General features: G+C 71.1%; 25 protein-coding genes. 4 read left to right on the top strand and 21 right to left on the bottom strand.

What is annotated here, in order from left to right; translation table 11 throughout:
* Window positions 1-39: 39 nt before the first annotated feature.
* The 4 genes from IE246_RS25915 to IE246_RS25900 form a co-directional block, all read right to left on the bottom strand.
* Complete coding sequence (locus IE246_RS25915) at window positions 40-930, bottom strand: TauD/TfdA dioxygenase family protein (RefSeq protein WP_189995253.1); 891 nt, start codon at window positions 928-930, stop codon at window positions 40-42.
* A gap of 83 nt (window positions 931-1013) precedes the next feature.
* The gene (locus IE246_RS25910) at window positions 1014-2537 is read right to left on the bottom strand and encodes a DHA2 family efflux MFS transporter permease subunit (protein WP_189995251.1); all 1524 of its coding nucleotides are present in this window, start codon (window positions 2535-2537) and stop codon (window positions 1014-1016) included.
* A gap of 227 nt (window positions 2538-2764) precedes the next feature.
* A complete protein-coding gene (locus IE246_RS25905) occupies window positions 2765-4447 on the bottom strand; it encodes a methyl-accepting chemotaxis protein (RefSeq protein WP_189995249.1) in 1683 nt (560 codons plus the stop codon).
* A gap of 12 nt (window positions 4448-4459) precedes the next feature.
* Complete coding sequence (locus tag IE246_RS25900) at window positions 4460-5080, bottom strand: hypothetical protein (RefSeq protein WP_229837512.1); 621 nt, start codon at window positions 5078-5080, stop codon at window positions 4460-4462.
* Between the two features lie 170 nt (window positions 5081-5250).
* Between IE246_RS25900 and hisC the strand changes: the two genes are divergently transcribed.
* A complete protein-coding gene (hisC, locus tag IE246_RS25895; protein ID WP_189995247.1) occupies window positions 5251-6372 on the top strand; it encodes a histidinol-phosphate transaminase in 1122 nt (373 codons plus the stop codon).
* 246 nt (window positions 6373-6618) lie between these two features.
* Here hisC and IE246_RS25890 read toward each other — a convergent pair whose 3' ends face one another.
* From IE246_RS25890 to IE246_RS25875, 4 genes are all read right to left on the bottom strand, one after another.
* Complete coding sequence (locus IE246_RS25890) at window positions 6619-7257, bottom strand: carboxymuconolactone decarboxylase family protein (RefSeq protein WP_229837511.1); 639 nt, start codon at window positions 7255-7257, stop codon at window positions 6619-6621.
* Window positions 7258-7290: 33 nt separating this feature from the next.
* Window positions 7291-7776: an RES family NAD+ phosphorylase gene (locus IE246_RS25885; protein WP_229837510.1), complete on the bottom strand. Its 486-nt coding sequence runs from the start codon at window positions 7774-7776 to the stop codon at window positions 7291-7293.
* Between the two features lie 13 nt (window positions 7777-7789).
* Complete coding sequence (locus tag IE246_RS25880; protein WP_189995245.1) at window positions 7790-8254, bottom strand: Xre family toxin-antitoxin system antitoxin; 465 nt, start codon at window positions 8252-8254, stop codon at window positions 7790-7792.
* A gap of 67 nt (window positions 8255-8321) precedes the next feature.
* Window positions 8322-10115: an AMP-dependent synthetase/ligase gene (locus tag IE246_RS25875; protein ID WP_189995243.1), complete on the bottom strand. Its 1794-nt coding sequence runs from the start codon at window positions 10113-10115 to the stop codon at window positions 8322-8324.
* 173 nt (window positions 10116-10288) lie between these two features.
* Between IE246_RS25875 and IE246_RS25870 the strand changes: the two genes are divergently transcribed.
* On the top strand, window positions 10289-12070 hold the full coding sequence (locus tag IE246_RS25870) for a M3 family oligoendopeptidase (RefSeq protein WP_189995241.1): 1782 nt from the start codon (window positions 10289-10291) through the stop codon (window positions 12068-12070).
* A gap of 156 nt (window positions 12071-12226) precedes the next feature.
* On the opposite strand, the gene IE246_RS25865 is transcribed toward IE246_RS25870, so the two are convergent.
* The 4 genes from IE246_RS25865 to IE246_RS25850 form a co-directional block, all read right to left on the bottom strand.
* Window positions 12227-12661, bottom strand: coding sequence for an iron-sulfur cluster assembly scaffold protein (locus tag IE246_RS25865; RefSeq protein ID WP_189995239.1), 435 nt, complete (start codon window positions 12659-12661; stop codon window positions 12227-12229).
* 15 nt (window positions 12662-12676) lie between these two features.
* Window positions 12677-13126 (bottom strand): SufE family protein, encoded by a 450-nt coding sequence (locus IE246_RS25860; RefSeq protein WP_189995237.1) that lies wholly within the window; start codon window positions 13124-13126, stop codon window positions 12677-12679.
* A gap of 66 nt (window positions 13127-13192) precedes the next feature.
* The gene (locus IE246_RS25855) at window positions 13193-14326 is read right to left on the bottom strand and encodes a mandelate racemase/muconate lactonizing enzyme family protein (RefSeq protein ID WP_189995234.1); all 1134 of its coding nucleotides are present in this window, start codon (window positions 14324-14326) and stop codon (window positions 13193-13195) included.
* Between the two features lie 13 nt (window positions 14327-14339).
* Entirely contained in the window at window positions 14340-15476 is a 1137-nt protein-coding gene (locus IE246_RS25850) for a DSD1 family PLP-dependent enzyme (RefSeq protein WP_189995232.1), read from the bottom strand.
* On the opposite strand from IE246_RS25850, the gene IE246_RS28235 reads away from it, so the two are divergent.
* Window positions 15475-15954 carry a GIY-YIG nuclease family protein gene (locus IE246_RS28235; RefSeq protein WP_308434501.1) on the top strand — a complete coding sequence of 160 codons (480 nt, stop codon included), beginning with the start codon at window positions 15475-15477 and terminating at the stop codon, window positions 15952-15954. The two genes, IE246_RS25850 and IE246_RS28235, sit on opposite strands and share 2 nt — an antisense overlap.
* A gap of 84 nt (window positions 15955-16038) precedes the next feature.
* Here the strand turns inward: IE246_RS28235 and meaB are convergent, their stop codons facing one another.
* The 6 genes from meaB to vapB form a co-directional block, all read right to left on the bottom strand.
* The gene (meaB, locus tag IE246_RS25840) at window positions 16039-17055 is read right to left on the bottom strand and encodes a methylmalonyl Co-A mutase-associated GTPase MeaB (protein ID WP_189995384.1); all 1017 of its coding nucleotides are present in this window, start codon (window positions 17053-17055) and stop codon (window positions 16039-16041) included.
* A 139-nt stretch (window positions 17056-17194) separates the two neighbouring features.
* The gene (gene scpA / locus IE246_RS25835; RefSeq protein ID WP_189995228.1) at window positions 17195-19348 is read right to left on the bottom strand and encodes a methylmalonyl-CoA mutase; all 2154 of its coding nucleotides are present in this window, start codon (window positions 19346-19348) and stop codon (window positions 17195-17197) included.
* Entirely contained in the window at window positions 19348-21426 is a 2079-nt protein-coding gene (locus tag IE246_RS25830; RefSeq protein WP_189995226.1) for a methylmalonyl-CoA mutase family protein, read from the bottom strand. The genes scpA and IE246_RS25830 overlap by 1 nt, the downstream gene beginning before the upstream one ends.
* A gap of 251 nt (window positions 21427-21677) precedes the next feature.
* Window positions 21678-22022 (bottom strand): type II toxin-antitoxin system HicB family antitoxin, encoded by a 345-nt coding sequence (locus IE246_RS25825; RefSeq protein WP_229837508.1) that lies wholly within the window; start codon window positions 22020-22022, stop codon window positions 21678-21680.
* 205 nt (window positions 22023-22227) lie between these two features.
* A complete protein-coding gene (locus IE246_RS25820) occupies window positions 22228-22641 on the bottom strand; it encodes a type II toxin-antitoxin system VapC family toxin (protein ID WP_229837507.1) in 414 nt (137 codons plus the stop codon).
* On the bottom strand, window positions 22638-22955 hold the full coding sequence (gene vapB, locus IE246_RS25815) for a type II toxin-antitoxin system VapB family antitoxin (RefSeq protein ID WP_189995224.1): 318 nt from the start codon (window positions 22953-22955) through the stop codon (window positions 22638-22640). The genes IE246_RS25820 and vapB overlap by 4 nt, the downstream gene beginning before the upstream one ends.
* Before the next feature lie 307 nt (window positions 22956-23262).
* Here vapB and IE246_RS25810 point away from each other — a divergent pair, with 307 nt between their 5' ends.
* Window positions 23263-24123 carry an urea carboxylase-associated family protein gene (locus tag IE246_RS25810; RefSeq protein WP_189995222.1) on the top strand — a complete coding sequence of 287 codons (861 nt, stop codon included), beginning with the start codon at window positions 23263-23265 and terminating at the stop codon, window positions 24121-24123.
* Between the two features lie 69 nt (window positions 24124-24192).
* Here the strand turns inward: IE246_RS25810 and IE246_RS25805 are convergent, their stop codons facing one another.
* The 3 genes from IE246_RS25805 to IE246_RS25795 form a co-directional block, all read right to left on the bottom strand.
* Window positions 24193-24492 (bottom strand): hypothetical protein, encoded by a 300-nt coding sequence (locus IE246_RS25805; protein ID WP_189995220.1) that lies wholly within the window; start codon window positions 24490-24492, stop codon window positions 24193-24195.
* Between the two features lie 234 nt (window positions 24493-24726).
* Complete coding sequence (locus tag IE246_RS25800) at window positions 24727-25146, bottom strand: type II toxin-antitoxin system HicB family antitoxin (RefSeq protein WP_189995218.1); 420 nt, start codon at window positions 25144-25146, stop codon at window positions 24727-24729.
* Window positions 25146-25334 carry a type II toxin-antitoxin system HicA family toxin gene (locus IE246_RS25795; protein ID WP_189995216.1) on the bottom strand — a complete coding sequence of 63 codons (189 nt, stop codon included), beginning with the start codon at window positions 25332-25334 and terminating at the stop codon, window positions 25146-25148. The genes IE246_RS25800 and IE246_RS25795 overlap by 1 nt, the downstream gene beginning before the upstream one ends.
* Window positions 25335-25338 lie beyond the last annotated feature (4 nt).

The following is a 25338-nucleotide window of genomic DNA, read 5'->3' as shown; positions in this document are numbered from 1 at the left end:
CCGGGTGCCGGGATCCGCGGTCCCGGCGCCCGGTCGGCCTCATGCCGCGGCGGCCGGCAGCGGCGGGGCGTCGCCCCTGATCTGGGTGCGGTGCATGACCCGCCGGGCCGATGCGTCGAACGGGTCCCGGCGGTGCATGGTGACCCGGTTGTCCCACATCAGCACGTCGCCGACCCGCCAGCGGTGGACGTAGGTATTCCCGGGCAGGCAGGCGTACTCCCACGCCCGGTCGAGCAACGCTTCCGACTCCGCCAGCGGCAGCCCCACCACGTAAGCGTTGCGGCGCCGGCCGAGATACAGCACGTCCGGCCCGCCGGCCGGGTGCCGGCAGATCGCCGGATGCGGCTGGCCCTCGCAGGTCGCCGGGTTGTCGTCGACCCGCACGCCGGCCCGCAGGTAGCCGCCGGAGTTGTAGGTCCCGTCGTGCTTGATCATGCGGCCGTCGAGCGCCTCGCGCAGGTCGGCCGGCAGGGCCTGGAGCGCCGCCGCCATGCTGCACAGCCAGGTGTCGCCGCCGGCCGGCGGAACCTCGAGCGCGTATAGCAGCGAGGCCCGCGGCGGTGCCGGCAGATACGACATGTCGGTGTGCCACACCGCCTCGCCGGAACCGAGGCTGCCGATCGGCTTGCCGTCGGCGCCCAGCACGTTCGAGACCACGTAGATCTCGGGATAGCCGGGCACCGCGGTCCGGCCGTTCTCCATCAGCGGCGCCTCGTCCAGCGCCCCGAACCGCCGGCTGAAGCGCACCAGGTCGTCGGGGCCGAGGTTCTGGCCGCGCACCAGGATCGCGCCATGGCGCTCGAACGCGTCGCGGACCGCCGCGGCCTGCCCGTCGCCGAGATCGGCCAGGTCGACGCCCAGCAGTTCGACCCCGAGCCCCGGGGTCAGCGGCCGTTCCCCGACCGCACCGTCCGACACGCCATTCGCCATGGTTCCCTCCCGCGCTCTGCCGTCGCCTTTGGACAACGGTGCGCCCGCCGGACGGGTCGGTCAACGTTCGCGCGAGGAACCGTTCAGCGGCGCACCACCCGTACCATCAGGACCAGCGGGATGACCGCGAACGAGGTGATGGCGAACAGCATGAAGGCGTTGAGGTAGCCGATCATCAGCGCCTGCCGCCCCATCTCGCGCGACAGCCCGGCCAGCGCCCCGACGCTGTCGAGCGACCAGGTCCGGAACAGCCCGCCCTGCATCGACAGCGCCTCGTTCAGCGGCGAAGCGTTGACCGTCAGGTTGGCGTAGCTCTCGCGGGCCGAGTGCAGGGCGAGCGCGATCGACAGCGAGATGAAGATCGAGCTGCCGAAGTTCCGCACCAGGTGGAAGATCGCCGTCGCCTCGGCGGTATGGCGCTTGTCGAGCGTGGCGAAGGTCACCAGGGTCAGCGGCACCCAGATCACGCCGACCCCGAAGCCCTGCAGGCAGCTGGTCCACAGCACCCCCCAGGTGGTCATGTCGACGCTGAAATGCGCCATGGTCCAGCCGGCGACGCCCTGGCAGGCGAAGCCGGTGATCAGCAGGAACCGCGGGTCGAACTTGTTGGCCCAGAACATCAGGAAGAACCCGCCGAGGGTGCCGACGCCGCGCGCACCCAGCACCAGGCCGATGATCGAGTCCGGATAGCCGCGCACGCCCTGCATCAGCGGCGGCAGCAGCGTCGTCGGCGTGAAGTTCAGCATCCCGAACACGAACACGATGAGCAGGCCGAGGGTGTAGTTCCGGTCGGTCAGCAGCTTCGGGTTCAGGAACGGCCGGTCGGCGGTGACGGAATGGGCGATGAACACGTACAGCGCCAGGCTCGCCAGCGCCGCGCACATCAGGATGGTGCCGGAGTCGAACCAGTCCATGCGCTCGCCCTGGTCGAGCATGAACTGGAAGCTGGCGATGAACACCGACAGGGTCAGGAAGCCGGTCCAGTCGAGATGCGAGGCCCCCGCCCGGCTGCGGTCCTGGATGTAGACGATCACGCCGGCGAGGGCGACCAGCCCGCACGGCACGATCATGAAGAACACCCAGCGCCAGTTGTACAGTTCCGACAGGTAGCCGCCGACGGTCGGCGCCAGTACCGGCCCGACCACCACGCCCATGCCGAAGACTGCCATCGCCGAGGCCTGCTTCTCGCGCGGGTAGCTGTCCATGACGATCGCCTGGCTGAGCGGCACCAGCGGCGCGCCGAACGCACCCTGCAGGATCCGGAACAGCACCAGACCTTCCAGCGAGGTGGCGAGGCCGCAGGCCAGCGAGGCGCAGGTGAAGCCGATCACCCCCCAGACCAGGATCGCGCGCCGGGAGAACCGGGCCGCCAGCCAGCCGGTCATCGGGGTCGCCACCGCGGTCGCGATGATGTTGAAGGTGACCACCAGGGCGATCTGGTCGGTGGTCGCCGACAGCGAGCCCTGCATCTGCGGCAGCGACACGTTCGCGATGGTCACGGTCATCGCGTACAGCATCGTGACCATGGTCAGGGTACCGAGGATCATCGCCCGCCCGAAGGCGGACGGCCCCGCGTCGACCGTGGTGCCGGCAGAGATCGTTGTCATGGCAACGACAATACCCCGACGACCGGCGGAGCGCACCTGGTTGAAGGATGGGGCCGGCTGCCGGGACCGAAACGGCGGGTGCCTCCCCAGTAGCCCCCCCCCGCCGGCTCTCCCCCCAAACCTCGGCAATCGCTGACGAAGCGCTCGCCGAGGGACCGATCCACGTCCAAGGCCTTTTTAGGAAGATAGTCTGAACAAGTAGTTAAGGCCTCGGATCCGGGATTCCGTCACGCCGCCTGGATACGCTCCAGGAACGACTGCACCGTGGTGCGCATGCGGTCGGACTCGCCGGCCATGTCGTTGGCGACGGCCTGCACCTCGCCAGCCTGGCGGCCGGACTCCTCGGCTGCGCTGTTGACGCCCTGGATGTTCGTCACCACCACGTCGGTGCCGTGGGCGGCGTGGTTGACGTTGCTCGAGATGTCCTGGGTGGCCGCGGTCTGCTGCTCCATGGCCGCGGCGATCGCGGTCGACACCTCCTCGACGCCCTGGACCATGCGGCCGACGTCGGCGATCTCGCGGACCGCGCGGTCGGTCTCCTCCTGGATCGAGGCGATCTGGGTGCTGATCTCCTCGGTCGCCTTGGCGGTCTGGGTGGCGAGCGCCTTGACCTCCGAGGCCACGACCGCGAAGCCCTTGCCGGCCTCGCCGGCACGCGCCGCCTCGATGGTGGCGTTCAGGGCCAGCAGGTTGGTCTGCTCGGCGATGTCGGTGATCAGCTTGACGACCTCGCCGATCTTCAGCGCCGAGCCCGACAGCGAGGTCATCACGCCGCTGGCGCGGTTGGTGGCGGCCGCCGCCTCGGCGGCATCCCGGCTCGCCTTCTGGGTCTGCCGGCTGATGTCCTGGATCGAGGCGGTCAGTTCCTCGGTGGCGGCGGCGACGTTCTGGACGTTCGCCCCGGCCTCGGTGGCGGCGGAGGCGACCGAGGTCGACTGGCGCTCGGTCTCCTCGGCGATCTCGCTCATCTGGCCCGCCGTGTCGCGCATGCGCGCGGCCTGCTCGGTCAGCTTCGCCAGCATCTCGCCGGAGTCGGACTGGAAGCGGGCGATCAGGCCGGCGACCTCCTCGGCCCGCTTGAGCTTCTCCGCCGCCGCGCGCTGCTGCTCCTCGGTCAGGCGCCGGTTCTCGGCGATGCCGTCCCGGAACACCTCGACCGCCTTGGCCATGCGGCCGAGCTCGTCGCCGCGCTCGGTCCCCGGAACCGCCTCGTCCAGGTGCCCCTCGGTCAGCCGGCCCATCACCGTGGTCAGCCCGGCGACCGGCAGCCCGATGCTGCGGCCGAGCGCCAGCCAGGAACCGACCGCGATCGCCACGGCGACCAGCGCCGACACGGCGGCGGCGACCAGGGTCAGGGTGAACGCCAGGTCCATCGCGCCCCGGCTGGACTGCAGCGAGCGCGACCCGAGTTGCAGCAGCGCCTGGATCTCGGTCCCGGCCGATTCGAGGAAGTCGGTCCCTGCCCCGTTGGCCTCGATCACCCGGGCCTCGTCCACGGTCAGGGGCTTGCGCATCAGGGCGATCTGCCGCTCGGCCACGTCCCGTTGCCAGGTCCGCACATGGGCCACGAGACGCTCCAGGCTCGCGGCGCCTTCGGTTCCCGTCAGCCGCGCCTCGGCGTCCGCCGCCGCCCGGTCGAAACGGGTGCCCGCCTCCTGGTATCGGGTGATGTTCCGACGGTCACCCGACAGCAGGAGGCCACGCACGGCCAGCACCTGATCCGATACGGCGACGCTCACGTCGTTGAGGACCCGGTTGGTCTCGGCGACCGAGATCGTCCGCTGGGCTTCGTTCTCCAGCTGCCGGATCTCGACCGCGGTGACGAGCCCGCCGGCGACGATGACGACGACGATCGCGGCGAACGCCGTCAGCAGCTTGCGTGGGATCGGGAGGTTGTTGAGCCAGCTCATGTCAGCCCCTCCTTACGAGGTCTTCCGGGCGGCGACGCGTCGCGCCAGTTCGGTCAGGTTCACTTCGGCGGTGACCGCGCCGATCTTGGCGCCGGACGCATCCGTCAGGGTCAGGTTGACCTGGGCCCGCCAGGTCGCGGTCTCCTCGTTGTATTCCGGCTCGTCGACGAACACGGCGTCGGGCCCGACGTCGAAGGTCTTCTGGAACTTGGCCTCGTCGGCCTGCCAGTAGTCCGAGGTGATGCTGCTCTGGCCGGCGTTCAGGCCCTTCGCCGTCATCACGAAGATCTCGGTGAACAGCCCGGCCGACCCCGCCTGGATGCGCAGCAGGTAGCCGGAAAGCGGGCTCGACAGCACCGCGGTGATCAGCGGCTGGTCGTCGGCCTTGCGCTCGTCGCGCCACTGCTTGTCCAGGTCGTCGATGGTGGCCTGATCCAGATCGGCCTGTCGCGCGTTCAGCGCAGCCAGGGTGAGACCGACCACCGGCGTCGACGACCACTCGCGGATCGATTGAACAAACGCGTCGTCTATTAGCGATTTCGGCGGGGATTCCGCCCTGGCGCCGCCGGCCACCGCCAGTAACGAGATGACGAGAACCAATAGGTTAACAAACGTAAATCTTCGCAAGATCACGGCGTTCCTCCGACCCAGCAGTACGATTGCATCGAACGAAGCCAGAAATGTTTGAAAACATCCTTAACGACCTTTGAAGCCGTTCCAAGAAATCCCTGGCGACCAGCCTCTTACCATCCGCCCGGTTCCCCACTAATCTCGGCGCCGCCCGTAGCAGAGGAGACCCGCGCATGGCCGACGCCAACCCGTCGCCGACCTTCCCGAAAGGCCCGTTCCGCTCGATGCCCGCCCCGGGCTGGCCACCGACCCAGCGCGACTCCACCTCCGGCATCGACCCGGCGCAGATCCACCGGATGAACCTGAACGAGTCGCCGTTCCCGCCGTCGCCGAAGGCGATCGCCGCGATGCAGGAGGCGGCGGCCAAGGTGAACTACTACCCGGATCCGAAGTGGCGCGACCTGACGGCGGCGCTGTCGGCGCACACCGGCGTGCCGCAGGGCCGGATCGTGATGGCGCACGGCTCGGACGAGCTGATCGTGCAGATCGGCCGGCTGGCGCTGTACGAGGGCGACGAGGTGCTGGTGCCGACGCCGTCGTTCCCCGGCTACTCGAAGTGCGCCGCGGTCAACGGCGCCAAGCTGGTAGCGGTGAAGGTCCGCCAGGACGGCGCGCCCGACATCGACGGCATGCTGGAGGCGGTCACCGACCGCACCCGGCTGGTGTTCCTGTGCACCCCGAACAACCCGACCGGCGGCATGCTGACCACCGAGGAGGTGGTGCGGTTCGCCCGGGGCCTGCCCAACACCACCGTGCTGGTGATCGACGAGGCCTACTACGAGTACGGCCGGCACGCCGGCGGCAGCGACCACCTGGCGGCGCTGAGCGCGGCCGACGTGGCGGTGCCGTGGGTGTCGTTCCGCACCTTCTCCAAGGCCTACGGGCTGGCCGGCCTGCGGGTCGGCTACGCGCTGTGCGGCTCGGACGCCATGGCCGAGACGCTGCAGAAGATCCGCAGCGTGTTCAACGTCAGCCGGGTCGCCCAGGCCGGCGCCCTGGCGGCGCTGGCCGACCAGGAGCACACCCGCTCGATCCTCGAGCGCACCCGGATCGAGCGCGAGCGGATCATGGCCGGGATCGTGAAGCTCGGCTGCGAGCCGTTCCCGAGCGTCGGCAACTTCATCTCGGCGAGGACCCCGAAGCCGCCAGCCGAGGTCTGTGCCGGGCTGGAGGCCCGCGGCGTGATGATCTCGAGCCTGCACGCCCCGGGGTTCGACGACTACGTGCGGATCACCACCGGCAACGCCGACGACACCGACGCCCTGCTGGCGGCGCTCGAAGAGGTGCTGAAGTAGGAGCGGCGAGTGGGTCCCGGGTCAGCCGCGCTCATGCGCGTCTGCCCGGGATGACGACATGAGGGGGGCGGATCGGGCGTTTGGCCGCCCCGCCCTCCGCATCTGCGCTCGACGGCATCTCTCGGACGCCGCTCATCTCACGTAGTGCGTTCCCCTCTTACCCGCCGTCATCCCGGACGGAGCGGACCGCGCCAGCGGGACGGACCGATCCGGGACCCACGACGCGACGGGCGGAGGACGCCCCGCTCAGCCGTGGTTCCAGTTGTCCGGGTCGTCGCTGTCGCCCGGCGACAGGCCGAGGATGTCGCCGTCGGTGTTGACCCCGAGGCCGAGCACCGTGCGGTTGGCGTAGGCGAAGTAGGCGACCACCTGGTTGATCTCCAGGATCTCGCCGTCGTCCCAGCCGGCCGCCCGCATCGCCTCGACCGCGTCCGGCGCCACGGCGGCGGGCTCGCGGGTCAGCCGCTCGGCGTAGCGCACCGCCGCCAGGTCACGTGCGTCGAACGCCTGTTCCTCACTGCCGGTCTCGAACGCGGCGCGGATCGCGTTGGCCCGGTCGTCGTCGGCCAGCAGCCGCCGCAGCCCCTGGAAGTGGTGCTCGACGCAGTACGAGCAGCCGTTCAGGTGGCTGACCAGCACGCCCAGGGTCTCCAGGAAGTGCTTCGGCACCTTGTTGGCGGAATGGTGCAGCACGTACTTGTAGAGGGTCATGTGGCCCTCCATCGAGTGCGGCCGCAGCGAGTGCGCCATCATGATGTTGTCGACGTTGTCCCCCGGCCCCTTGACCCGGTCGTACAGCGTCTTCAGCCGGCCGGTCGCTTCGTCATAGGGCACGGTGCGGATCCAGGTCATGCGGTCGGTCTCCTCGATATCTGCGACCGCCATTCGATCCGCCGCAGCGACGAGATGCAAGCGGCGTCACCCCGCGAACAGCCGCTCGTCCCACCACACCGGGCGCTCCAGGCCGACCGCGATGCCGGCGGCGTCCGGGTGCGCCGGGTTGATCACGAGGTTCTCCTCCATGCGCGCCACCACCGACGGCACCAGCAGCACGGCGCTGCGGCGCTCGGCGTACCAGGCATGGCCGAAGCCGCGAGCGGCCTCGCCGTCGCGGCAGAACCAGTCGGGGTGGTGGTCGGCGGAGAACACCTCATAGCTGGCGCCGGCCGGGATCGTGATCTCCACGAAGTGCTGGTTCGGCGGCAGCTGCCCGCTCCAGTGCACCAGCTTCTCCAGCATCGCCGTCGAGTAGTGGCGGGAGGCGTAGACCACGGCGTCGCCGCGCGCGTGCCAGCGGCCCGACACCCGTCGCGCTCCCTCGACGCTGTAGACCGAGTGCACGCCGGCCGGATCGCCGATCCGGTAAGCCCGCATCGGCGCCGTCAGCCGGCGATGATCGCTCACCGGACGCCGCCGCTCAAACCGCGACGCCGGCGTCGGCGCGCTCGATCAGGTTGAGCACGGCCTCGGCCCCGGCCGAGCTCGACACCGCGAGATTCAGCGGCGTCTCGCCCTCGAGCAGCGGATGCGGGCGGTTCAGGAAGCCGTCGACCCGCGCCTTGTCGCCGTGATAGGCGCGGCCGACCGCGTCGAGCACCCGGGCCACGTCGTACAGCCGCTCGCTGTGCTCGCGCGACAGCGGCTTCCGTGCCTGGCGGGCTCGCCGCAGCGTCGCCTCCGGGACGAGCCGGGCCACCACGGAGGCCGCCAGCATGTCGGCGACCGCGGAGACCGCCGAGGCCGGCAGGCCGCGCGCCACGCTGTGGGCCAGCTTGAGGTCCGTGAAGCCGTCGGCATCACGCAGGTTCAGCAGGCGGGCGAAGCGCGCCGCCTCGCCGGTCGGCAACCGCTCGGGCGCGGCATAGCTCTCGATCGCGCTCATGGCAGCCTCGTTCCGTCAGATGACGCCAATATAGTCGTCAACCGACGGAACGCCAACGCCTCCCCGCCTACCCCCGCCCGTACAGCGCGTCGAGCTTCTCCCAGTAGTGCTCGCGCACCTTGTGGCGGCGGACCTTCAGGGTCGGGGTCATCATGGCGTTCTCGGTGGTGAACGGCTCGCGCGCCACCACGAAGCGGCGGATCTTCTCGATCTGCGCCAGGTCGGCGTTGACCCGCTCGACCGCCTGGCCGACCGCCTTGCGGAACCCCTCGTCGTCGCACAGCGCCTCCAGGTTCGCCGACCGGCCGTTCTGCGACGCCCATTCCTCGACGAACGCCTGGTCGGGCACGATCACCGCCACCAGGTAGGGCCGCTTGTCGCCGTACACCATGGCCTGCACGATCTGCGGCTCCAGGGTCAGCTTGCCCTCCAGCCGGGCCGGCGAGATGTTGTCGCCGCCTGAGTTGACGATGATGTCCTTCTTGCGGTCGGTAATCTCGATGTAGCCGTCCGGGTGGATCGTCCCGACGTCGCCGGTGTGCAGCCAGCCGTCGACGATGGTCTGCGCCGTGGTCTCCGGGTCCAGCCAGTAGCCCTTCATCAGCAGGTCGCCGCGCACCAGGATCTCGCCGTCCTCGGCGATCCTGACCTCGACCCCGCGCAGCGGCGGGCCGACCGTGTGGATCTTGATGGCGCCCGGCGGGTTCGCCGACACCACGGGCGACGCCTCGGTCTGGCCGTAGCCCTGCAGCAGGCTGACGTCGAGCGCCAGGAAGAACTTCCCGATGTCGGGGTTGAGCGCCGCGCCGCCGGACACGAACGCCTTGAGCCGGCCGCCGAAGCGCTTGCCGACCTTGCGGCGGACCAGCAGGCCGAGCAGCCGGTCGTAGATCCGCTCGCCGAGGCTCAGGCTGGCCGGGTCCTCGTAGCGCTTGCGGCCCAACCGCACCGCGTCGTGGAACAGCTTGGCGCTGCGCCCGCCCTTGCGGTCGACGCCGCGGGTAATGCGGTCGTGCAGCACCTCGTACAGCCGCGGCACCGCCGTCATGATGGTGGGCCGCACCTCCTGCAGGTTGGCGGCGAGCTGGTCCGGCCCCTCCGCGTAGTAGATCTGCGCGCCGATCGAGATCGGGAAGAACAGCCCGGCGGTGTGCTCGTAGGAGTGCGACAGCGGCAGCAGCGACAGGAACACCTCGTCGCCGAGGCCGATGCTGTGCAGCAGCCAGTAGGCGCCCATGCAGTTCGCCAGGATCGACCGGTGGGTCAGCATCACCCCCTTCGGCCGGCCGCCGGTGCCGGAGGTGTAGATGAAGCAGGCGGTCTCCTCGCGGTCGATCGCCCGGGCCGAGGCCTCGACGTCGAGCCCGGCCCCGTCGCCCATCGCCAGGACTTGGTCCCAGCCGTACAGGTCGATGCCCGAGGCGTGCGGGTCCGACGGCGGCTCCATGGTGACGACGGTGTTGCAGGCCCCGGCGCTGCGGGCCGCCGGAATCACCCGCCGGGCCAGCCGACCGGTCGACACGATGGCGGCGACCGCACCGGCGTGGTCGAGGATGTACAGGTGGTCGTCGACGGTGTTGGTGACATAGGCCGGCACGGTGATCGCCCCGGCAGCCATGATCGCCAGGTCGGCGATCGCCCATTCCGGCCGGTTCTCCGAGACCAGCACCACCCGGTCGCCCGGCTTCACGCCGAGTTGATGCAGCCCCGCGGCCAACCGCCGGACCGTCTCGGCGACCGCGGCGTAGGACTGCGGCACGTAGGTGCCGTCGCGCTTGGCCCAGAGAAACGGCCGGTCGCCGTGCCGACGGGCCTGGTCGAAGAACATGGTCGGCAGATTGGGAATCGCCGCGTAGTCCATGGAACCTCCCTGTTTCCCGTCCCCCGGGTGGCCGCTGCCCGGCCGTTTTCGCACGCCGGGTGCTTGGCGCACCCGCCGGGCATGTTTATATCGCTCGGCAGAGTGGGCTTTCCACCGGAACCGGGCTGCCCGACCCGCCGAAATCGCCACGCCAACCGACCTGGACATCCATCATGGCCGACACTGCCGCCGACCTCGGAACGCTGCCGCGCTGGGATCTCGCCGACCTGTACCCCGGCCCCGACTCGCCCGAGCTGGCGGCCGACCTGGACCGCTGCGAGGCCGACGCCAAGGCGTTCCGCGAGCGCTACGAAGGCAAGGTCGCGGGTCTCCCCGGCAGCGACCTCGGCCGGGCGATCGCCGGCTACGAGGCGATGGACGAGATCCTCGGCCGGGTCATGTCGTTCGCCCACCTGCTGTACGCCGGCGACATGTCGGACCCGAACGTCGGCAGGTTCTACCAGTCGATGCAGGAGCGGGTGAACGCGATCTCCACCGAGCTGCTGTTCTTCACCCTGGAGATCAACCGCATCGAAGAGGCCGAGCTGGAGGCCAAGCTGGCGTCGCCGGAGCTGGCGCACTACCGGCCGTGGCTGCGCGACACCCGGGCGTTCCGCGAGCACCAGCTGTCGGACGAGCTCGAGAAGCTGCTGCACGAGAAGTACGTCGCCGGCCGCGCCGCCTGGACCCGGCTGTTCGACGAGACCATGGCCCGGCTGCGCTTCCCGCTCGACGGCGAGGAACTGACGACCGCCCAGGTGCTGGACAAGCTGAGCAACCGCGACGGCGCTGTGCGGCGCAAGGCCGCCCAGGTGATCGGCGAGGTGCTCGGCAAGAACGTCGGGCTATTCGCGCTGATCACCAACACGCTGGCCAAGGACAAGTCGATCGACGACAAGTGGCGGCGCTATCCGAAGCCGATCTCGCTGCGCAACCTCGCCAACCAGGTCGAGGACGACGTGGTCGAGGCGCTGGTGACCGCCGTGCGCGGGCGCTACAGCCGGCTGTCGCACCGCTACTACATGCTGAAGGCACGCTGGTTCGGGGTCGAGAAGCTCGACTACTGGGACCGCAACGCCCCGCTGCCCGAGGACGACGACGCGCAGATCCCGTGGACCGAGGCGCGCGACACCGTGCTGCACGCCTATGCCGGGTTCTCGCCGCGGCTGGCCGAGGTCGGCAAGCGGTTCTTCGACAACGCCTGGATCGACGCGCCGACCCGGCCGGGCAAGGCGTCCGGCGCGTTCGCGCACCCGACGGTGCCGAGCGCGCACCCCTACCTGCTGCTGAACTACCAGGGCAAGACCCGCGACGTGATGACCCTGGCCCACGAGCTCGGCCACGGCGTCCACCAGGTGTTGGCCGGCCGCCAGGGCCAGCTGATGTGCGACACCCCGCTGACGCTCGCCGAGACCGCCAGCGTGTTCGGCGAGATGCTGACCTTCCAGGCGCTGCTGAAGAAGCGCTCCGACCCGGTCGGCCGCCGGGTCATGCTGGCCTCCAAGGTCGAGGACATGCTGAACACGGTGGTCCGGCAGATCGCCTTCCACTGCTTCGAGACCCGGGTGCACGACGAGCGCCGGTCCGGCGAGCTGACCCCCGATCGGCTCGGCGAGATCTGGATGGAGGTGCAGACCGAGAGCCTCGGCCCGGCGTTCCGGTTCGACGACGGCTACAAGTGCTTCTGGTCGTACATTCCGCACTTCATCCATTCGCCGTTCTACGTCTACGCCTACGCGTTCGGCGATTGCCTGGTGAACTCGCTGTACGCGGTGTTCCAGGACGCCGAGGCCGGGTTCGCCGACAAGTACCTGGAGATGCTGTCGGCCGGCGGCACCAAGCGGCACAAGGAGCTGCTGGCGCCGTTCGGGCTGGACGCCTCCGACCCGGCGTTCTGGGACAAGGGCCTGCAGCTGGTCGAGACCCTGATCGACGAGCTGGAGGCGATGGGCTGACGGGAAGGCCCTCGGTGGGTTCCTGATGCGTTCCGCCTGCGGCGGCCCGCTCCGGAATGACGAAAATTGGATCGGGCGTTCTCTCTGTTCGTCATTCCGGAGGGGGCGCATTGGCGCCCGGCTCCGGAACCCACCGGCCGCTAACGCGGGTGGGGCCTACACCCCGGCGCTGCGGAACGCCTTCTCCAGCGCCTTGAAGGCGAGCTGCATCGAGCCGTGCCGGTTGGTGAAGCCGCGCGCCGGCGCCAGGGCGGCCAGATCGGCGAAGGCGCCGCCCGGCGGCGGCCCGTCCCGGGTCAGCATCGCCGCCATCTCGGCCGCCGCCTGACGGACCTCGGCGACGCTCCGGCCGACGATCGCCGCCCCCACCACCGACGCCGCCGCACTGCCGAGTGCGCAGGCTTCGACCCGCTGGCCGTAGTCGGCGATGCGGTCGCCGTCGAGGACGATCGCGATCTCGATGCGCGAGCCGCAGGCCCGGCTGTAGGCCGAGCCGGTCGCCGTCGGGTCCGGCACCGCATGGCCGTCGCGCGCGATCTCGGCGGCGAGGTCGAGCAGCCGGTCCTGGTAGACGGTGTCGAGCGTGGTCACCGCCGTCGCACCTCCTCAGGCGGCCGCGTCGAGCTCGGCCTGGGCCCGCCCCTTGATCGCCTTCAGCATGGCGCCGAGGCCGTTCTTGCGGGTCGGCGACAGGTGCTGGTCGAGACCGATGGCGGCGACGAAATCCGGCTCGGTCGCCACGATCTCCTGCGGCGTCCTGTCGGAATAGACGCGCAGCAGCACGGCGATGATGCCGGACACGATGGCGGCGTCGCTGATCGAGTGGAACACCAGCCTTCCGTCGCGCTTCTCGCCGACCAGCCAGACCTGCGACTGGCAGCCCTTCAGCTTGAACTCGTCGCGCCGGTATTCCTCGGGGAACGGCGGCAGCTTGCGGCCGAGGTCGATGAGGTACTGGTAGCGCTCCATCCAGTCGTCGAAGAACGCGAACTCGCCGATGAGCTCTTCCTGCTCCTCGGCGATCGACAGGCGGTCGGTGTCGGTAGCGGCATTCATGCGCGGGCGGTCCTCCTCGCCCCTCAGGTGGCGCGGAATCCCGCGGGTGTCAACGCGCCGTTCGCGTCAGTGCGGCCTGGCGAACCGTTCCAGCGCCGTCAGATCCGGCTCCGCGCCCAGCCCGGGCGCCTCGCCGAGCGCGGCCCGGCCGTCGGTCACCGTCGCCAGCGGCCCGCACAGCAGCTCGCGCAGCGGGTTCGGGTTGGCGTCGATCTCAAGGATGCCGTCGCCGCCGGCGGCCGCCAGCAGATGCGCCGAGGCCAGCAGGCCGATGCCGCCGCCGAGATAGTGCGGGCAGTAGCGCGCGCCGGCCGCCCGGATCCGCCGGGCCAGCGGCAGGCAGGCGCTGATCCCGCCCCATTTCGCGAGGTCCGGCTGCACGACGCCGAGCACGCCCACGGCAAGCGCGGCGTCGAATGCCGGGTCGCCCATCAGGTTCTCGCCGGCCGCCAGCGGGATCGCGGTCCGGGCCGCCAGCGCCCGCCATTCCGACCACGGCCGGTCGGCGCGCAGCGGCTCCTCCAGCCAGTCCAGGTCGAACGGCTCCAGCTTCGGCGCCATCTCCAGGGCCTGGTCCGGCGTCCAGCCCTGGTTGGCGTCGACCATCAGCCGGACGTCGGGGCCCAGGGTCTCGCGCAGCGCGGTGAGGTTACCGAGGTCGCGCTCGGCGCCGAACCCGACCTTCAGCTTGAACGCCCGGTAGCCCTCGGCCTGCCGGCGGGCCGCCAGCACCTCCGGCGACTGCGGGTTCAGGCCGCTGGCATAGACCCCGAACGACGCCGACGTGCCGCCCAGCAGCCGCCACAACGGCTCGCCGACCAGCTTGCCGGACAGGTCCCACAGTGCGGTGTCGAGCCCGGCGATCGCCTGCGCGAACGGCCCCGGCTCGGCGCACTGGATCGCCAGCACCTCGGTCGCCGCGGTCAGGTGCCGGAACGCCGCGTCGGCGCCCTCGAACGTCTTTCCCACCAGCAGAGGGGCCAGCACGCTGTCGATCAGGCGGGCCCGGTGCTCGGCGCCGACGCCGGGGAAGTTGCACCACACCTCGCCCCAGCCGGTGGCACCACCGGCCTCGGTCACCCCGACCAGCAGCATCGGCCGGTCGGCCATGGTGCCGAACGAGGTCTGCACGACGGTGTCGAGCGGGTAGCGGAAGACCCGCGCCTCGACCGCGGCGACCGTCAGGGGGACCGCTGCCATCTCACGTCATGGCTCAGGTCATGGCGCCGCGGGCCGCCACCGGCCACAGGCACTCGACCACGCCGTCCTCCAGCCCGCCGCGCACCCCGACATACCAGTCGTGCAGGTTGACCGTCGGGTCGACATGGCCCGGCACCAGCCAGACCCGGTCGCCGAGCGCCGGCTTCGCAGCCTTGGCGCCGAGCGACAGCTTGCCGTGCTCGTCGGCGGCGCCGGCATATTCGACGTCGGGCCGCCTCCAGACCGTGGGCAGGCCGGAATCGATCGCCGAGGCCTTGTGGCCGGCGTCGACCACCGCGCGGCCCGGCGCCACCGCGCTCATCACCGTCGAGGCGACGAACAGGGCGTTCTCGAACTCGCCCTTCTCCTTGCCCTCCTCGTCGAGGTTGCGGCCGTAGTCGGCGTCCATGAAGCAGTACGAGCCGGGCTGCAGCTCGTTCCACAGGCCGGTCTCGGTCTCGAACCGGAAGCTGCCGGTGCCGGCCCCGCCGATGGTCCGGCAGTCCAGCCCGGCCGCTCCCATCTTCTCGCCGGTCAGCTGCACCGCCTGGGCGGCCGTCAGGATCGCGGCGCGGCGCTCGCGGTGGCCGCGGATGTGCTGGGCCGAGCCGTGATAGGCCTGCAGCCCCTCGAACGACAGGCCCGGTGTGTCGGCGATCAGCTTGGCCAGCTCGACCGCGGCGTCGCCCGGCGCCACGCCGCAGCGCGCCGCCCCGACGTCGATCTCGACCAGCACGTGCAGGTCGACCTGGGCCCGCCGGGCGGCCTCGCCATAGGCCCGCACCTGCGCCGGGTCGTCGGCGCACACCCCGATCCAGGCGTGCCGGGCGAGGGCGGCCAGCCGAGCCACCTTGGCGGCGCCGACCACCTGGTTCGAGACCAGCACGTTGTGGATGCCGGCATGCACCAGCACCTCGGCCTCGGCGACCTTCTGGCAGCACTGCCCGACCGCGCCGCGCGCGATCTGGGCATGGGCGACGGAAGGCGACTTGTGGGTCTTGGCGTGCGGCCTGACCCGGATGCCGGTGTCGTGGGCGAACCGGGCCATCCGGTCGAGGTTGCGCTCGAACGCGTCGAGGTCGATCACCAGGGCCGGCGTGTCGATCTCGGCGACGGAATCGCCGACGCGGGCGGGAGGCGGAACGGACATGGCGGGGCTCCTGGGGGCGGGAGAGGGCGTTTCGCGAATGATAACGCCCGACGCCGCCCGGTTCACAGGGGGTTCGGGCGCCCTTCGCTCCGTGGGTCCCGGAGCCGGCCGCGGGCTCGGCCCCTCCGGGATGACGAGAGGGAAAAAGGCTGCCTCGCTAACCCATAGCGACCGCATGACCCGAGACCTTCGCCCATGCGTCTACATCCTGGCGTCGAAACGCCGCGGCACACTTTACGTAGGAGTCACGGCCGACTTGATCCGGCGAGTCTGGCAGCACCGGGAGCACCCGTCGGGTTTCTGCGCCCGCTACCGAGTCGACCGCCTGGTCTGGTATCAGCCGCTGCCCGACATGCCCACGGCGATACGACGCGAGAAACGGCTGAAGGACTGGCCCCGCTCCTACAAGCTCAGCTTGATCGAGGAGGCCAACCCGGATTGGCAGGACCTCTACCCGACGCTGATCGGATTGGAATGATGGACGGTCCTCCTCCTCACCCTCGTCATCCCGGAGGGGCCGCGCCCGCGGCCGGCTCCGGGACCCACGGGGCGACGGGCGCCCTTATCCGCCGATCCCGAACGCTCGCAACAGCCGCTCGGCGGCCAGGGCCGGCGTTGTCTCGCCGGCCGCCACGGCCGCCTCCAACGCGCCGGCCTCGGCCTTCACCGCCGGCGACGATTCCAGCGCGGCCATCAGCCGGTCACGGACCATTGCCCACATCCAGCGGACCTGCTGGCCGGCGCGCTTGGCCTCGAACGCGTTGGAGCCGTCGACGGGTGCCGCCTCCAGGGTTCGGCGGTGCTCCTCGACCGCGCCCCAGACCTCGTCGATGCCGGACTTCACCAGCGCCGAGCAGGCCAGCACCCGGGCGTTCCAGTGCGGGTCGGCCGGCTGCATGATGTGCAGGGCGGCCTTGTATTCGCGCATGGCCTTCATGGCGCGGTCGCGGTTGTCGCCGTCGGCCTTGTTGACCACCAGCAGGTCGGCGATTTCGAGAATGCCCTTCTTGATGCCCTGCAGCTCGTCGCCGGCGCCCGGCAGCATCAGCACCAGGAACAGGTCGACCATCTCGGCCACGGTCACCTCGGACTGGCCGACGCCGACGGTCTCGACCAGCACCACGTCGTAGCCGGCGGCCTCGACCACCACCATGCTCTCGCGGGTCGCGCGCGCCACCCCGCCGAGGGTGCCGGCCGAGGGCGACGGGCGGATGAAGGCGTGGCTGTCCTGGCCGAGCGCGGTCATCCGGGTCTTGTCGCCGAGGATCGAGCCGCCGGTGCGCCCCGAGGTCGGGTCGACCGCCAGCACCGCCACCTTGTGGCCCTTGGCCGTCAGATGGGTGCCGAGCGCCTCGATGAAGGTCGACTTCCCGACCCCCGGCACCCCGGTGATGCCGACCCGGTGGGCGGCCCCGGCGAACGGGAGCAGCCGCACCAGCATGTCCTGGGCGAGCGCCCGGTGCTCGGCCTTGCGGCTCTCGACCAGCGTGATGGCGCGCGCCACCGTGGCGCGGTCGCCGGCCCGCACGCCGGAGACGTAGTCGTCGACCGAAAGCTGCCGGCGGGCGGGGGAAGACATGTTCAAGGTCAACTCGTCAGCAGGTAGGTCCCGGATCGGCCTGGCGGCCGTCCGGGATGAGGCGTGGGGACAAACAACTAAAGACCCTCATCCCGGCCGCAGCGGCGCAGCCGCGGAGAGCCGGGACCCAGGCCGAACCTCACGCCGCCTCGCTCTCGTGGCCGAGCGCCTTGATCAGGCGGCGCAGCAGGTCGGATGCCGCCTCGGCGATCACCGTGCCCGGTGGGAAGATCGCGGCGGCCCCGGCGGCCTTCACCGCCTCGTAGTCCTGCGGCGGGATCACGCCGCCGGCGACGATCATGATGTCGTCGCGGCCGAGCGCCTTGAGGGCGTCGCGCAGCTCCGGCACCAGGGTCAGGTGGCCGGCCGCCAGCGACGAGGCGCCGACGATGTGCACGTCGTTCTCGACCGCCTGCCGTGCCGCCTCCTCGGGGGTCTGGAACAGCGGGCCGATGTCGACGTCGAAGCCGAGGTCGGCGAACGCCGTGGCGATCACCTTCTGGCCGCGGTCGTGGCCGTCCTGGCCCATCTTGGCGATCAGGATGCGCGGGCGCCGGCCTTCGAGCTCCTCGAACTCTCGGACCAGCTTCTGGACGGTGTCGACCACTTTGCTGGCTCCCACTTCGCTGGAATACACGCCGGAGATCGCCTTCACCTCGGCGACGTGGCGGCCCCAGACCTTCTCGAGTGCCAAGGAGATCTCGCCGACCGTCGCCTTGGCGCGGGCCGCGTCGACCGCCAGCGCCAGCAGGTTGCCCTCGCCGGTCTCGGCCGAGCGGGTCAGCGCCGCCAGCTTCGCCTCGACGGCCTTGGGATCGCGCTCGGCCCGCAGCCGCTCCAGCTTCTCGATCTGGCCCTTGCGGACCCGGGCGTTGTCGACCTTCAGGATCTCGATGTTGTCGGGCTCGTCGATCCGGTATTTGTTGACGCCGACGATGGTCTGGCGGCCGGCGTCGATGCGCGCCTGGGTGCGGGCCGCCGCCTCCTCGATGCGCATCTTCGGGATGCCGGCCTCGATCGCCTTAGCCATGCCGCCGTAGCTCTCGACCTCCTGGATGTGCGCCCAGGCCTTCTCGGCGAGGTCGCGGGTCAGCCGCTCGACGTAGTAGCTGCCGCCCCACGGGTCGATCACCCGGCAGGTGCCGGTCTCCTGCTGGATCAGCAGCTGGGTGTTGCGGGCGATCCTGGCCGAGAAGTCGGTCGGCAGCGCCAGCGCCTCGTCCAGCGCGTTGGTGTGCAGCGACTGGGTGTGGCCGTGGGTGGCGGCGAGCGCCTCGACGCAGGTCCGGGTGGCGTTGTTGAAGACGTCCTGCGCGGTCAGCGACCAGCCCGAGGTCTGGCAGTGGGTGCGCAAGCTGAGCGACTTCGGGTTCTCGGCGCCGAAGCCCTTGACCAGCTTCGCCCAGAGCAGGCGCGCGGCCCGCATCTTGGCGACCTCCATGAAGAAGTTCATGCCGATCGCCCAGAAGAACGACAGCCGCGGCGCGAACCTGTCGACGCCGAGCCCGGCATCCATGCCGGCGCGGATGTACTGCACGCCGTCGGCGAGCGTATAGGCCAGCTCCAGGTCGGCGGTCGCCCCGGCCTCCTGCATGTGATAGCCGGAGATCGAGATCGAGTTGAACTTCGGCATCTTCTCCGACGTGAACCCGAAGATGTCGGAGATGATCCGCATCGAGGGCGTCGGCGGGTAGATGTAAGTGTTGCGGACCATGAACTCCTTGAGGATGTCGTTCTGGATGGTCCCGCTCAGCAGCTCCGGTGCGGTGCCCTGCTCCTCGGCGGCGAGGATGTAGAGCGCCATCACCGGCAGCACGGCGCCGTTCATGGTCATCGACACGCTCATCCTGTCGAGCGGGATGCCCGAGAACAGGGTGCGCATGTCGTAGATCGAGTCGATCGCCACCCCGGCCATGCCGACGTCGCCGGCCACCCGCGGGTGGTCGCTGTCGTAGCCGCGGTGGGTGGCGAGGTCGAACGCCACCGACAGGCCCTTCTGCCCGGCCGCCAAGTTGCGGCGGTAGAACGCGTTGCTGTCCTCGGCGGTCGAGAACCCGGCGTACTGCCGGATCGTCCAGGGCTGGTTGACGTACATGGTCGGGTACGGGCCGCGCAGGAACGGCGGCAGGCCCGGCCAGGTGCCGAGATGGTCGAGGCCTTCCAGGTCGGCTTGCGTGTACAGCGCCTTGACGTCGATGCCCTCGGGCGTCGTCCACACCGGCACGTCGACGGAGGCTTCGGCCGACGACGTGCCCGCGCGCGCGACGCTCGCGAAATTCGGGATCCGGCTCATCACGCACCTCCCACAATGGGACTACCAGACGGGGACCACACACCCAGGTCCGACAGCAGCCCGCGCAGGGTCGCCAGCGTGTCGTCCCCGGCGAACACGTAGCCGTCGATGCCGGCCGCCTTCCATTCCGCCTCGCGCTCGCCCGGCCTTCCGGCGAGCCACACGCGCGGCGCCCCGGCGGCCTTCAGCGCGGTCGCCAGAACGGCGGCCTTGTCGGCGTAGATGCTATCACTGGAGCACAGCACCACCAAATCGGCACCGGTGTCCTTGAGGGCTTCGGCGGCGCCCGCCGGATCGTCCAGCTCGGCATCCACAGCCTCGATCCCGCCGGCCCCCAGATGGTTGCGGGCGAAGGTGGCGCGCACCGTGTAGGCGGCCGCCCCGCCGATGCCGATCAGCAGCGCCCGCGGCCGCTTCTTCGCGCCGTCGCAGGCGTCGCGCAGTTCCTCGAACGCCTCGCCGAGCCGGTGCGACGGCAGCGGCGCGGCCTCCGGCACCGCCGGCCCGGCCGGCATCAGCGCGGTCAGGTCGACGCCGGCTTCCGCGGCGCGCGCCCGGTCCTCGACGCTGGCGGCTTCCGGCAACGGCTCGGCGCCGTCGCCCAGCCGCTCGCGCGCCGCGTCGACCAGGGCGCGCAGGTCGACCGCGACCACGTCCACCGGCGCCTCGTCGACCTTCGGGAAGGCGTTGACGCCGGTCAGCTCCTCGCGGCGCCGGGCGATCCTGCGCTCGCGCGCGCTCCAGGCCTCGGCGCAGGCCCTGGCGACCGAGCCGCCCTGCAGCGCCGCCGCCATGCCGCCCTCGGCCTCGACCGCCTGGAAGTGGCCCCAGGCCCGCTCGGCGAGCCGGTCGGTCAGCATCTCGACGTACCAGCTCCCCCCCGCCGGATCGACGACCCGGGCCAGGTGCGACTCCTCCTTCAGCACCAGCTGGGTGTTGCGGGCGATGCGCCGGGCGAAGCCGTCGGGCAGGCCGAGCGCGTGGGTGTAGGGCAGCACGGTCAGGCTGTCGGCGCCGCCGACCGCGGCGGCGAAGGTGGCGACCGTGGCCCGCAGCATGTTGACCCAGGCGTCGCGCCCGGCCCAGGCGCGCTCGGCCGTCGTGACGTGCAGGGTCAGGCCGCGCTTGTCCGCCTCGACGCCGCACGCCTCCAAGACGCGCGCCCACAGCGCGCGGGCGGCGCGCAGCTTGGCGATGCCGAGGAACACGTCGACCCCGACCGGCAGGGCCATGACGATCTGCCTTGCGGCATCCTCGGGCGCCAGGCCGGCCGCCTCCATGGCGCGCAGGTAGGCGACGCCGGTGGCGAGCGCATAGCCGAGGTCGAGCGCCTCGTCGGCGCCGGCGGCGTGGTAGGCGGCGGTGTCGACCGACACGGCGGTGGCGTTCGGGAACCGGTCGTGCAGGCTGGCGGCGATGCCGGCCATGCGCGCGAGGGCGGCGTCGACCGGCTCGCCGGCCGTGCCGAGGGCGGCGAGCGCTCCCAGCGGGTCGGCGCCGAGATGGCCGCGCGCCGCATCGCCGGAAATCCCGCGGCGCTCCCACAGCCCGGTCATCATGGCGGCGGCCGGCAGGAAGGCCGCACCCGGCTCCAGCGCCACGGTGGCGGCGTCCAGGTAGACGCCCGCGAGCGCCCGGTCGAGCGCGTCGATCCCGTCGATCATGACACCGCCCGCGCCGGCTTGCGCCGCGTCGGTCCGGGCGGTGTGGCCGAGCCTTCCGGCGGCGTCGAAGCGCAGGCTGACCGAGGTGGCGCCGGCGGCCAGGTCGGCCAGGATCGCGGCGTTGGCGGCTTCCGGGTCCGGGTGGGTGTGCAGGGTGCGGACGTCCCAGCCCAGCGCCACGCGCTCGGCGGCGGCAGCGGCGCGCCCGGCCTGGCGGGCGGCGGCGGGGGGCGGCAGGGCGTCGTCGCGGGTGTAGATCGGCTCGGTGCGGATGCCCTCGGCCAGCTCGGTGACGAGCGCCTTCTCGTAGGGCACGCCCTTCAGCGCCTTCTCGACCAGCACCCGCCACTGGTCGCGGTCGGCCGCCGGGAACTCGGCGGCCAGGGCGAGGGATTCGGTGGAAGCGTCGGTCATCGCGTCTCTCCCTTGTCGGGGAGGAGATACGACTCGGGCGGGGGGTTGGCAACGGTGACGCGGGGTCAAGGGGGGAGAGGCGTTCGGGATGAAGCTCGGGCTGAACGGGAGCTTGCCGCCCTCTCTCGTCATTCCGGAGCTGCGGAGCGGACTCCGGAATCCACCGTCACACCGCTCCATGGATCCCGGCATCGTCCGCTACGCGGCCGCACCGGGATGACGGAGGGAAGATGGAACCGGCTTTCGCTCCCCTACACCGCCCTCACCTCGACCCGGATCTCCTCGCCCAGCGCCCTGAGCGCCGCGTCGACCTGATTTAGCCGCGAAGCGTGGTCGAAGCGGAACAGGCGGTCGACCGACCGGCACTGCCAGCCGAGGCGGCGCTGCAGGTCGGCGCGGGAGAGTCCGGCGGCGCGCAGGCGGCGGTACAGCAGGAGCTTCAGCTCGACCTGGGTGCCGATGGCGGCCGAGTGCGGGCCGGGCGCCGACGGTTCGGGAAGCTCCTGCCCCGTCACGGTACGGGCGGCCAGCGCCTCCTCGATGGCGTCGGACGCATGAGCCGCCGCAGTCGCCGCATCCTCGCCGAACGTCGTCACCTCCGGCAGGTCACCAGGAAGGTGCCGTTGTCGTCCGGGGTCAGCTCGATCGGATAGTGCCGCATCGGCGTGCTCCAGGGTCGTCGGCGCGAACGCCCCACTGGACAGGGCGGAGCGGCTCCGGGTCGGCCCTTCGTGGCCCCTGCGGGGCACCTCAGGGCGACAGAGGGGTGAGGCGTGTCGACGCCCACCCAGCCAGTCTCCCTTACCCCGCCCACTCCTCCAGCACGAGCCCGTCGACCCGTCCGAACTCGCGCCGGTTGTTGGTCACCACGGTGCAGCCGGCGGCCAGCGCGTGGCCGGCGATCAGGGTGTCGTTGCCGCCGATCGCGAGGCCCCTGGCCGCCAGCGCCGCCCCCAGTGCGGCGGCCGCGTCGGCGGCGTCCCGGTCGAACGGCAGGATGTCGTGCAGCCGGGCGCAGAAGGCGTCGATCTCGCCGCCGAGCCGCGGCGACGCCTTCGGGCTCGCCGCCCCTCGGCGCATCTCGAAATAGGTGATCGCGGAAATGACGATCCGGTCGCCGCGGGCGACGGCGCCGCGCAGGCGCTCGCGCACCGCCTCGGGCCGGCGGCGGATGATGGTGGAGCAGATGTCGGTGTCCAGCATGAACGCGGTCACGCGCCGTGCTCCCGCTCCCCGGCAGCCAAGTCATCGTCGATGAGTTCGAAGCGGCCGGGCTCGACCACGTCGGCGCGCTCAACCAGGAAGTCGTCGATGCCGTCCGGCGCCGGGCGGTCCCAGAACGAGTCCCAGCTCGGCCGCACCGGCCGCAGGATGATGCGGTCGCCCTCGCGCGTGACCTCCATCTGGTCGACGCCCTCGGGGTCGAACGCCTTCGGCAACCGCACCGCGCGGCTGGTGCCGTTGCGGAAGATCGAGACGGTGTAGTGCTCCCCCGGTTCCGAGGGGTGGTTCTCCGGACGGCGCGTCATGAGCACCTCCTTCGCGCCAATCGCCATATGGTCAATATATGGATATGGTTGCCCTATGCCAACGAACGTCGCTGCACTGATGCCAGGCGCGTGACAGGTGGCTTCTCCAGCGTCGGCCGTCGATCGACCGGCCAGGGTCGAGTTCGTCCACCTGTCATGCCGGAGTCGGGCGGTCCTGACCATCCCGATGGGACCGCTAAAGCGGAGTGTCGGCCGGCACGACAGGAGACGGCGGCCGGCAGGAATGCGAACCTTGGCGACCGAACCTGCCGCGGTGGAAAGCCCGCGCGATCGCACGGAGACCCGAATGAGACCCTCGCCCATCACGGCGCCGCCGGCGGACGCCGAAGCCCGCAAGGCGGTGCGCCCGGTCGTCTGCTACCCGACCGACACGCTGCCGCGTCCCGATCTGGCGGCGTACCGGGCGCTGCGCGACGGGCTCCGGCGCGTCGGGACCGTGGTCGTGCCGCCCCGCGACGCCGCGACCTGGACGGTGCCCGCCGGTCACTTCTTCCGCATCGCCTCGGTCGAGGGCCCGCAGGTCGGCGACCTCAACCTGTTCAATGCCGGGGATTTGAAGGAGCGGCTCTACACCGGCAAGACCCGGGCGCTGAACGGCACCCATGTCGGGCTCGGCGACCAACTGTTCTCCAGCTTCCCCTACCTGCGCCCGATCGCCACGATCACCCACGACACGCTCGACTGGTACGGCTTCGACGCGTTCGGCGGATCGGTGCACGACGTCATCGGCACCCGCTGCGACCCCTATACCCACAACCTGCTCAGCGACGGCGGGCAGTATCACCATTGCTGCCACTCGAACCTCACGCGCGCCCTGGCGGCGGCCACCGGCCTGCCGCCCGCCGAGGCCGAGGCCCACGTCCACGACGTGCTGAACGTCTTCATGTGCACCGGCTTCTCCCGCGACACCGGGCAGTACTTCATGAAGGCGAGCCCGGTGCGGCCCGGCGACTACCTCGAGTTCTTCGCCGAGGTCGACCTGCTGGGCTGCCTGTCCGCCTGCCCGGGCGGCGACTGCTCGTCGGAGCATTCCTCGGACACGGCCCGCTGCCATCCGCTCCTGGTCGAGATCTACGAACCGGCCGGCCGGCCGGAGGGCTGGGCGCCGCCCGCCGTCAACGGCTACGACCGGAGCCACGGGCTCTGACGCCTGCAGGCGATCCGTCCGGCTGCCGGTCGGCCCGCCCGGGATGTCGCCGGCAGCCGCCCGCCGGGCTCACGTCAGGCTCAGGACCGCCATCAGGGCCAGGCTCAGACCGCGTGCGAGGTCGGCCTGGCTCCGTGGCCCGTCATGGCGCGCCGCCGACCGCCAGACGCCGACCACCGTCACGAGGTTGTAGGGAAGAGACAAACCGTATCCGACGATCAGGGCCACCCACGGCAGGTCGACCGTGATCAGCGCCAGGAAGGCGACGCTGGTCGAGATGTTGACCAGAAGCCCGCCGAACACCGTCCAGGTCCAGAATGCATCCACAAGGGGGAGATCGCCCCGCCAGAGGGCCAGGAACCTTGCCATGACCCGACCCTATCGCGGACGCCTCGGTCGCGCACGCAGGCCGGTTGGCGTGGGGCGGCCGCGACCGGCTCCCGCCGGTCTCTCGCGAGACTCGGCCGGCCTGCGGCCGGCGAGCCGATTCCTCGATTTCTTCGGCCGTGCTCACCGGACGGATCGAGACGCAACGCGGGCGTCGTCACTCGGCAAGCCTGCTTCGGAATCGACGGCCGGGAAGTCGGGCGGGACCGCATCCCCTTACACCGCCCGCACCTCGACCCGGATTTCCTCCCCCATCGCCCTGAGCGCCGCGTCGACCTGTTCCAGACGCGAGGCGTGGTCGAAGCGGAACAGGCGGTCGACCGACTCGCGCTGCCAGCCGAGGCGGCGCTGCAGCTCGGCGCGGGAGAGTCCGGCGGCGCGCAGGCGGCGGTGCAGCAGGAGCTTCAGCTCGACCCGGGTGCCGATGGCGGCCCAGTGCGGGCCCGGCGCCGACGGTTCGGGGAGTTCCCTGCCGGTCACGGCACGGGCGGCCAGTGCCTCCTCGATGGCGTCGGACGCGTGGGCGGCGGCCGTCGCCGCATCCTCGCCGAAGGTCGTGACCTCCGGCAGGTCGGGGCAGGTCACGAGGTACGTGCCGTTGTCGTCCGGGGTCAGCTCGATCGGATAGCGCAGCATCACTTCAGCCCCAAGTCCTTCAGGATCTTGTTGACCAGTCCGGTCCCCAGCTCCTTGCGCGAACCGTGCATCGGCAACTGACTGGTGCGGTCGCCGAGGCGCACGGTGAGGTGGCCGCTGCCGTCCCGGTGGCTCTCGAAGGTGGCACCGGCCCGCGTCAGCCGCCGCTTCAATTCCCGCGCGTTCATGATG

Origin of the sequence: Thalassobaculum fulvum, assembly GCF_014652915.1 — a bacterium.
In the GTDB taxonomy this organism is placed as follows: Bacteria; Pseudomonadota; Alphaproteobacteria; order Thalassobaculales; family Thalassobaculaceae; genus Thalassobaculum_A; species Thalassobaculum_A fulvum.
The sequence above is the reverse complement of the archived record's forward strand: the minus strand, read 5'-3'. Positions and strand labels throughout refer to the sequence as shown.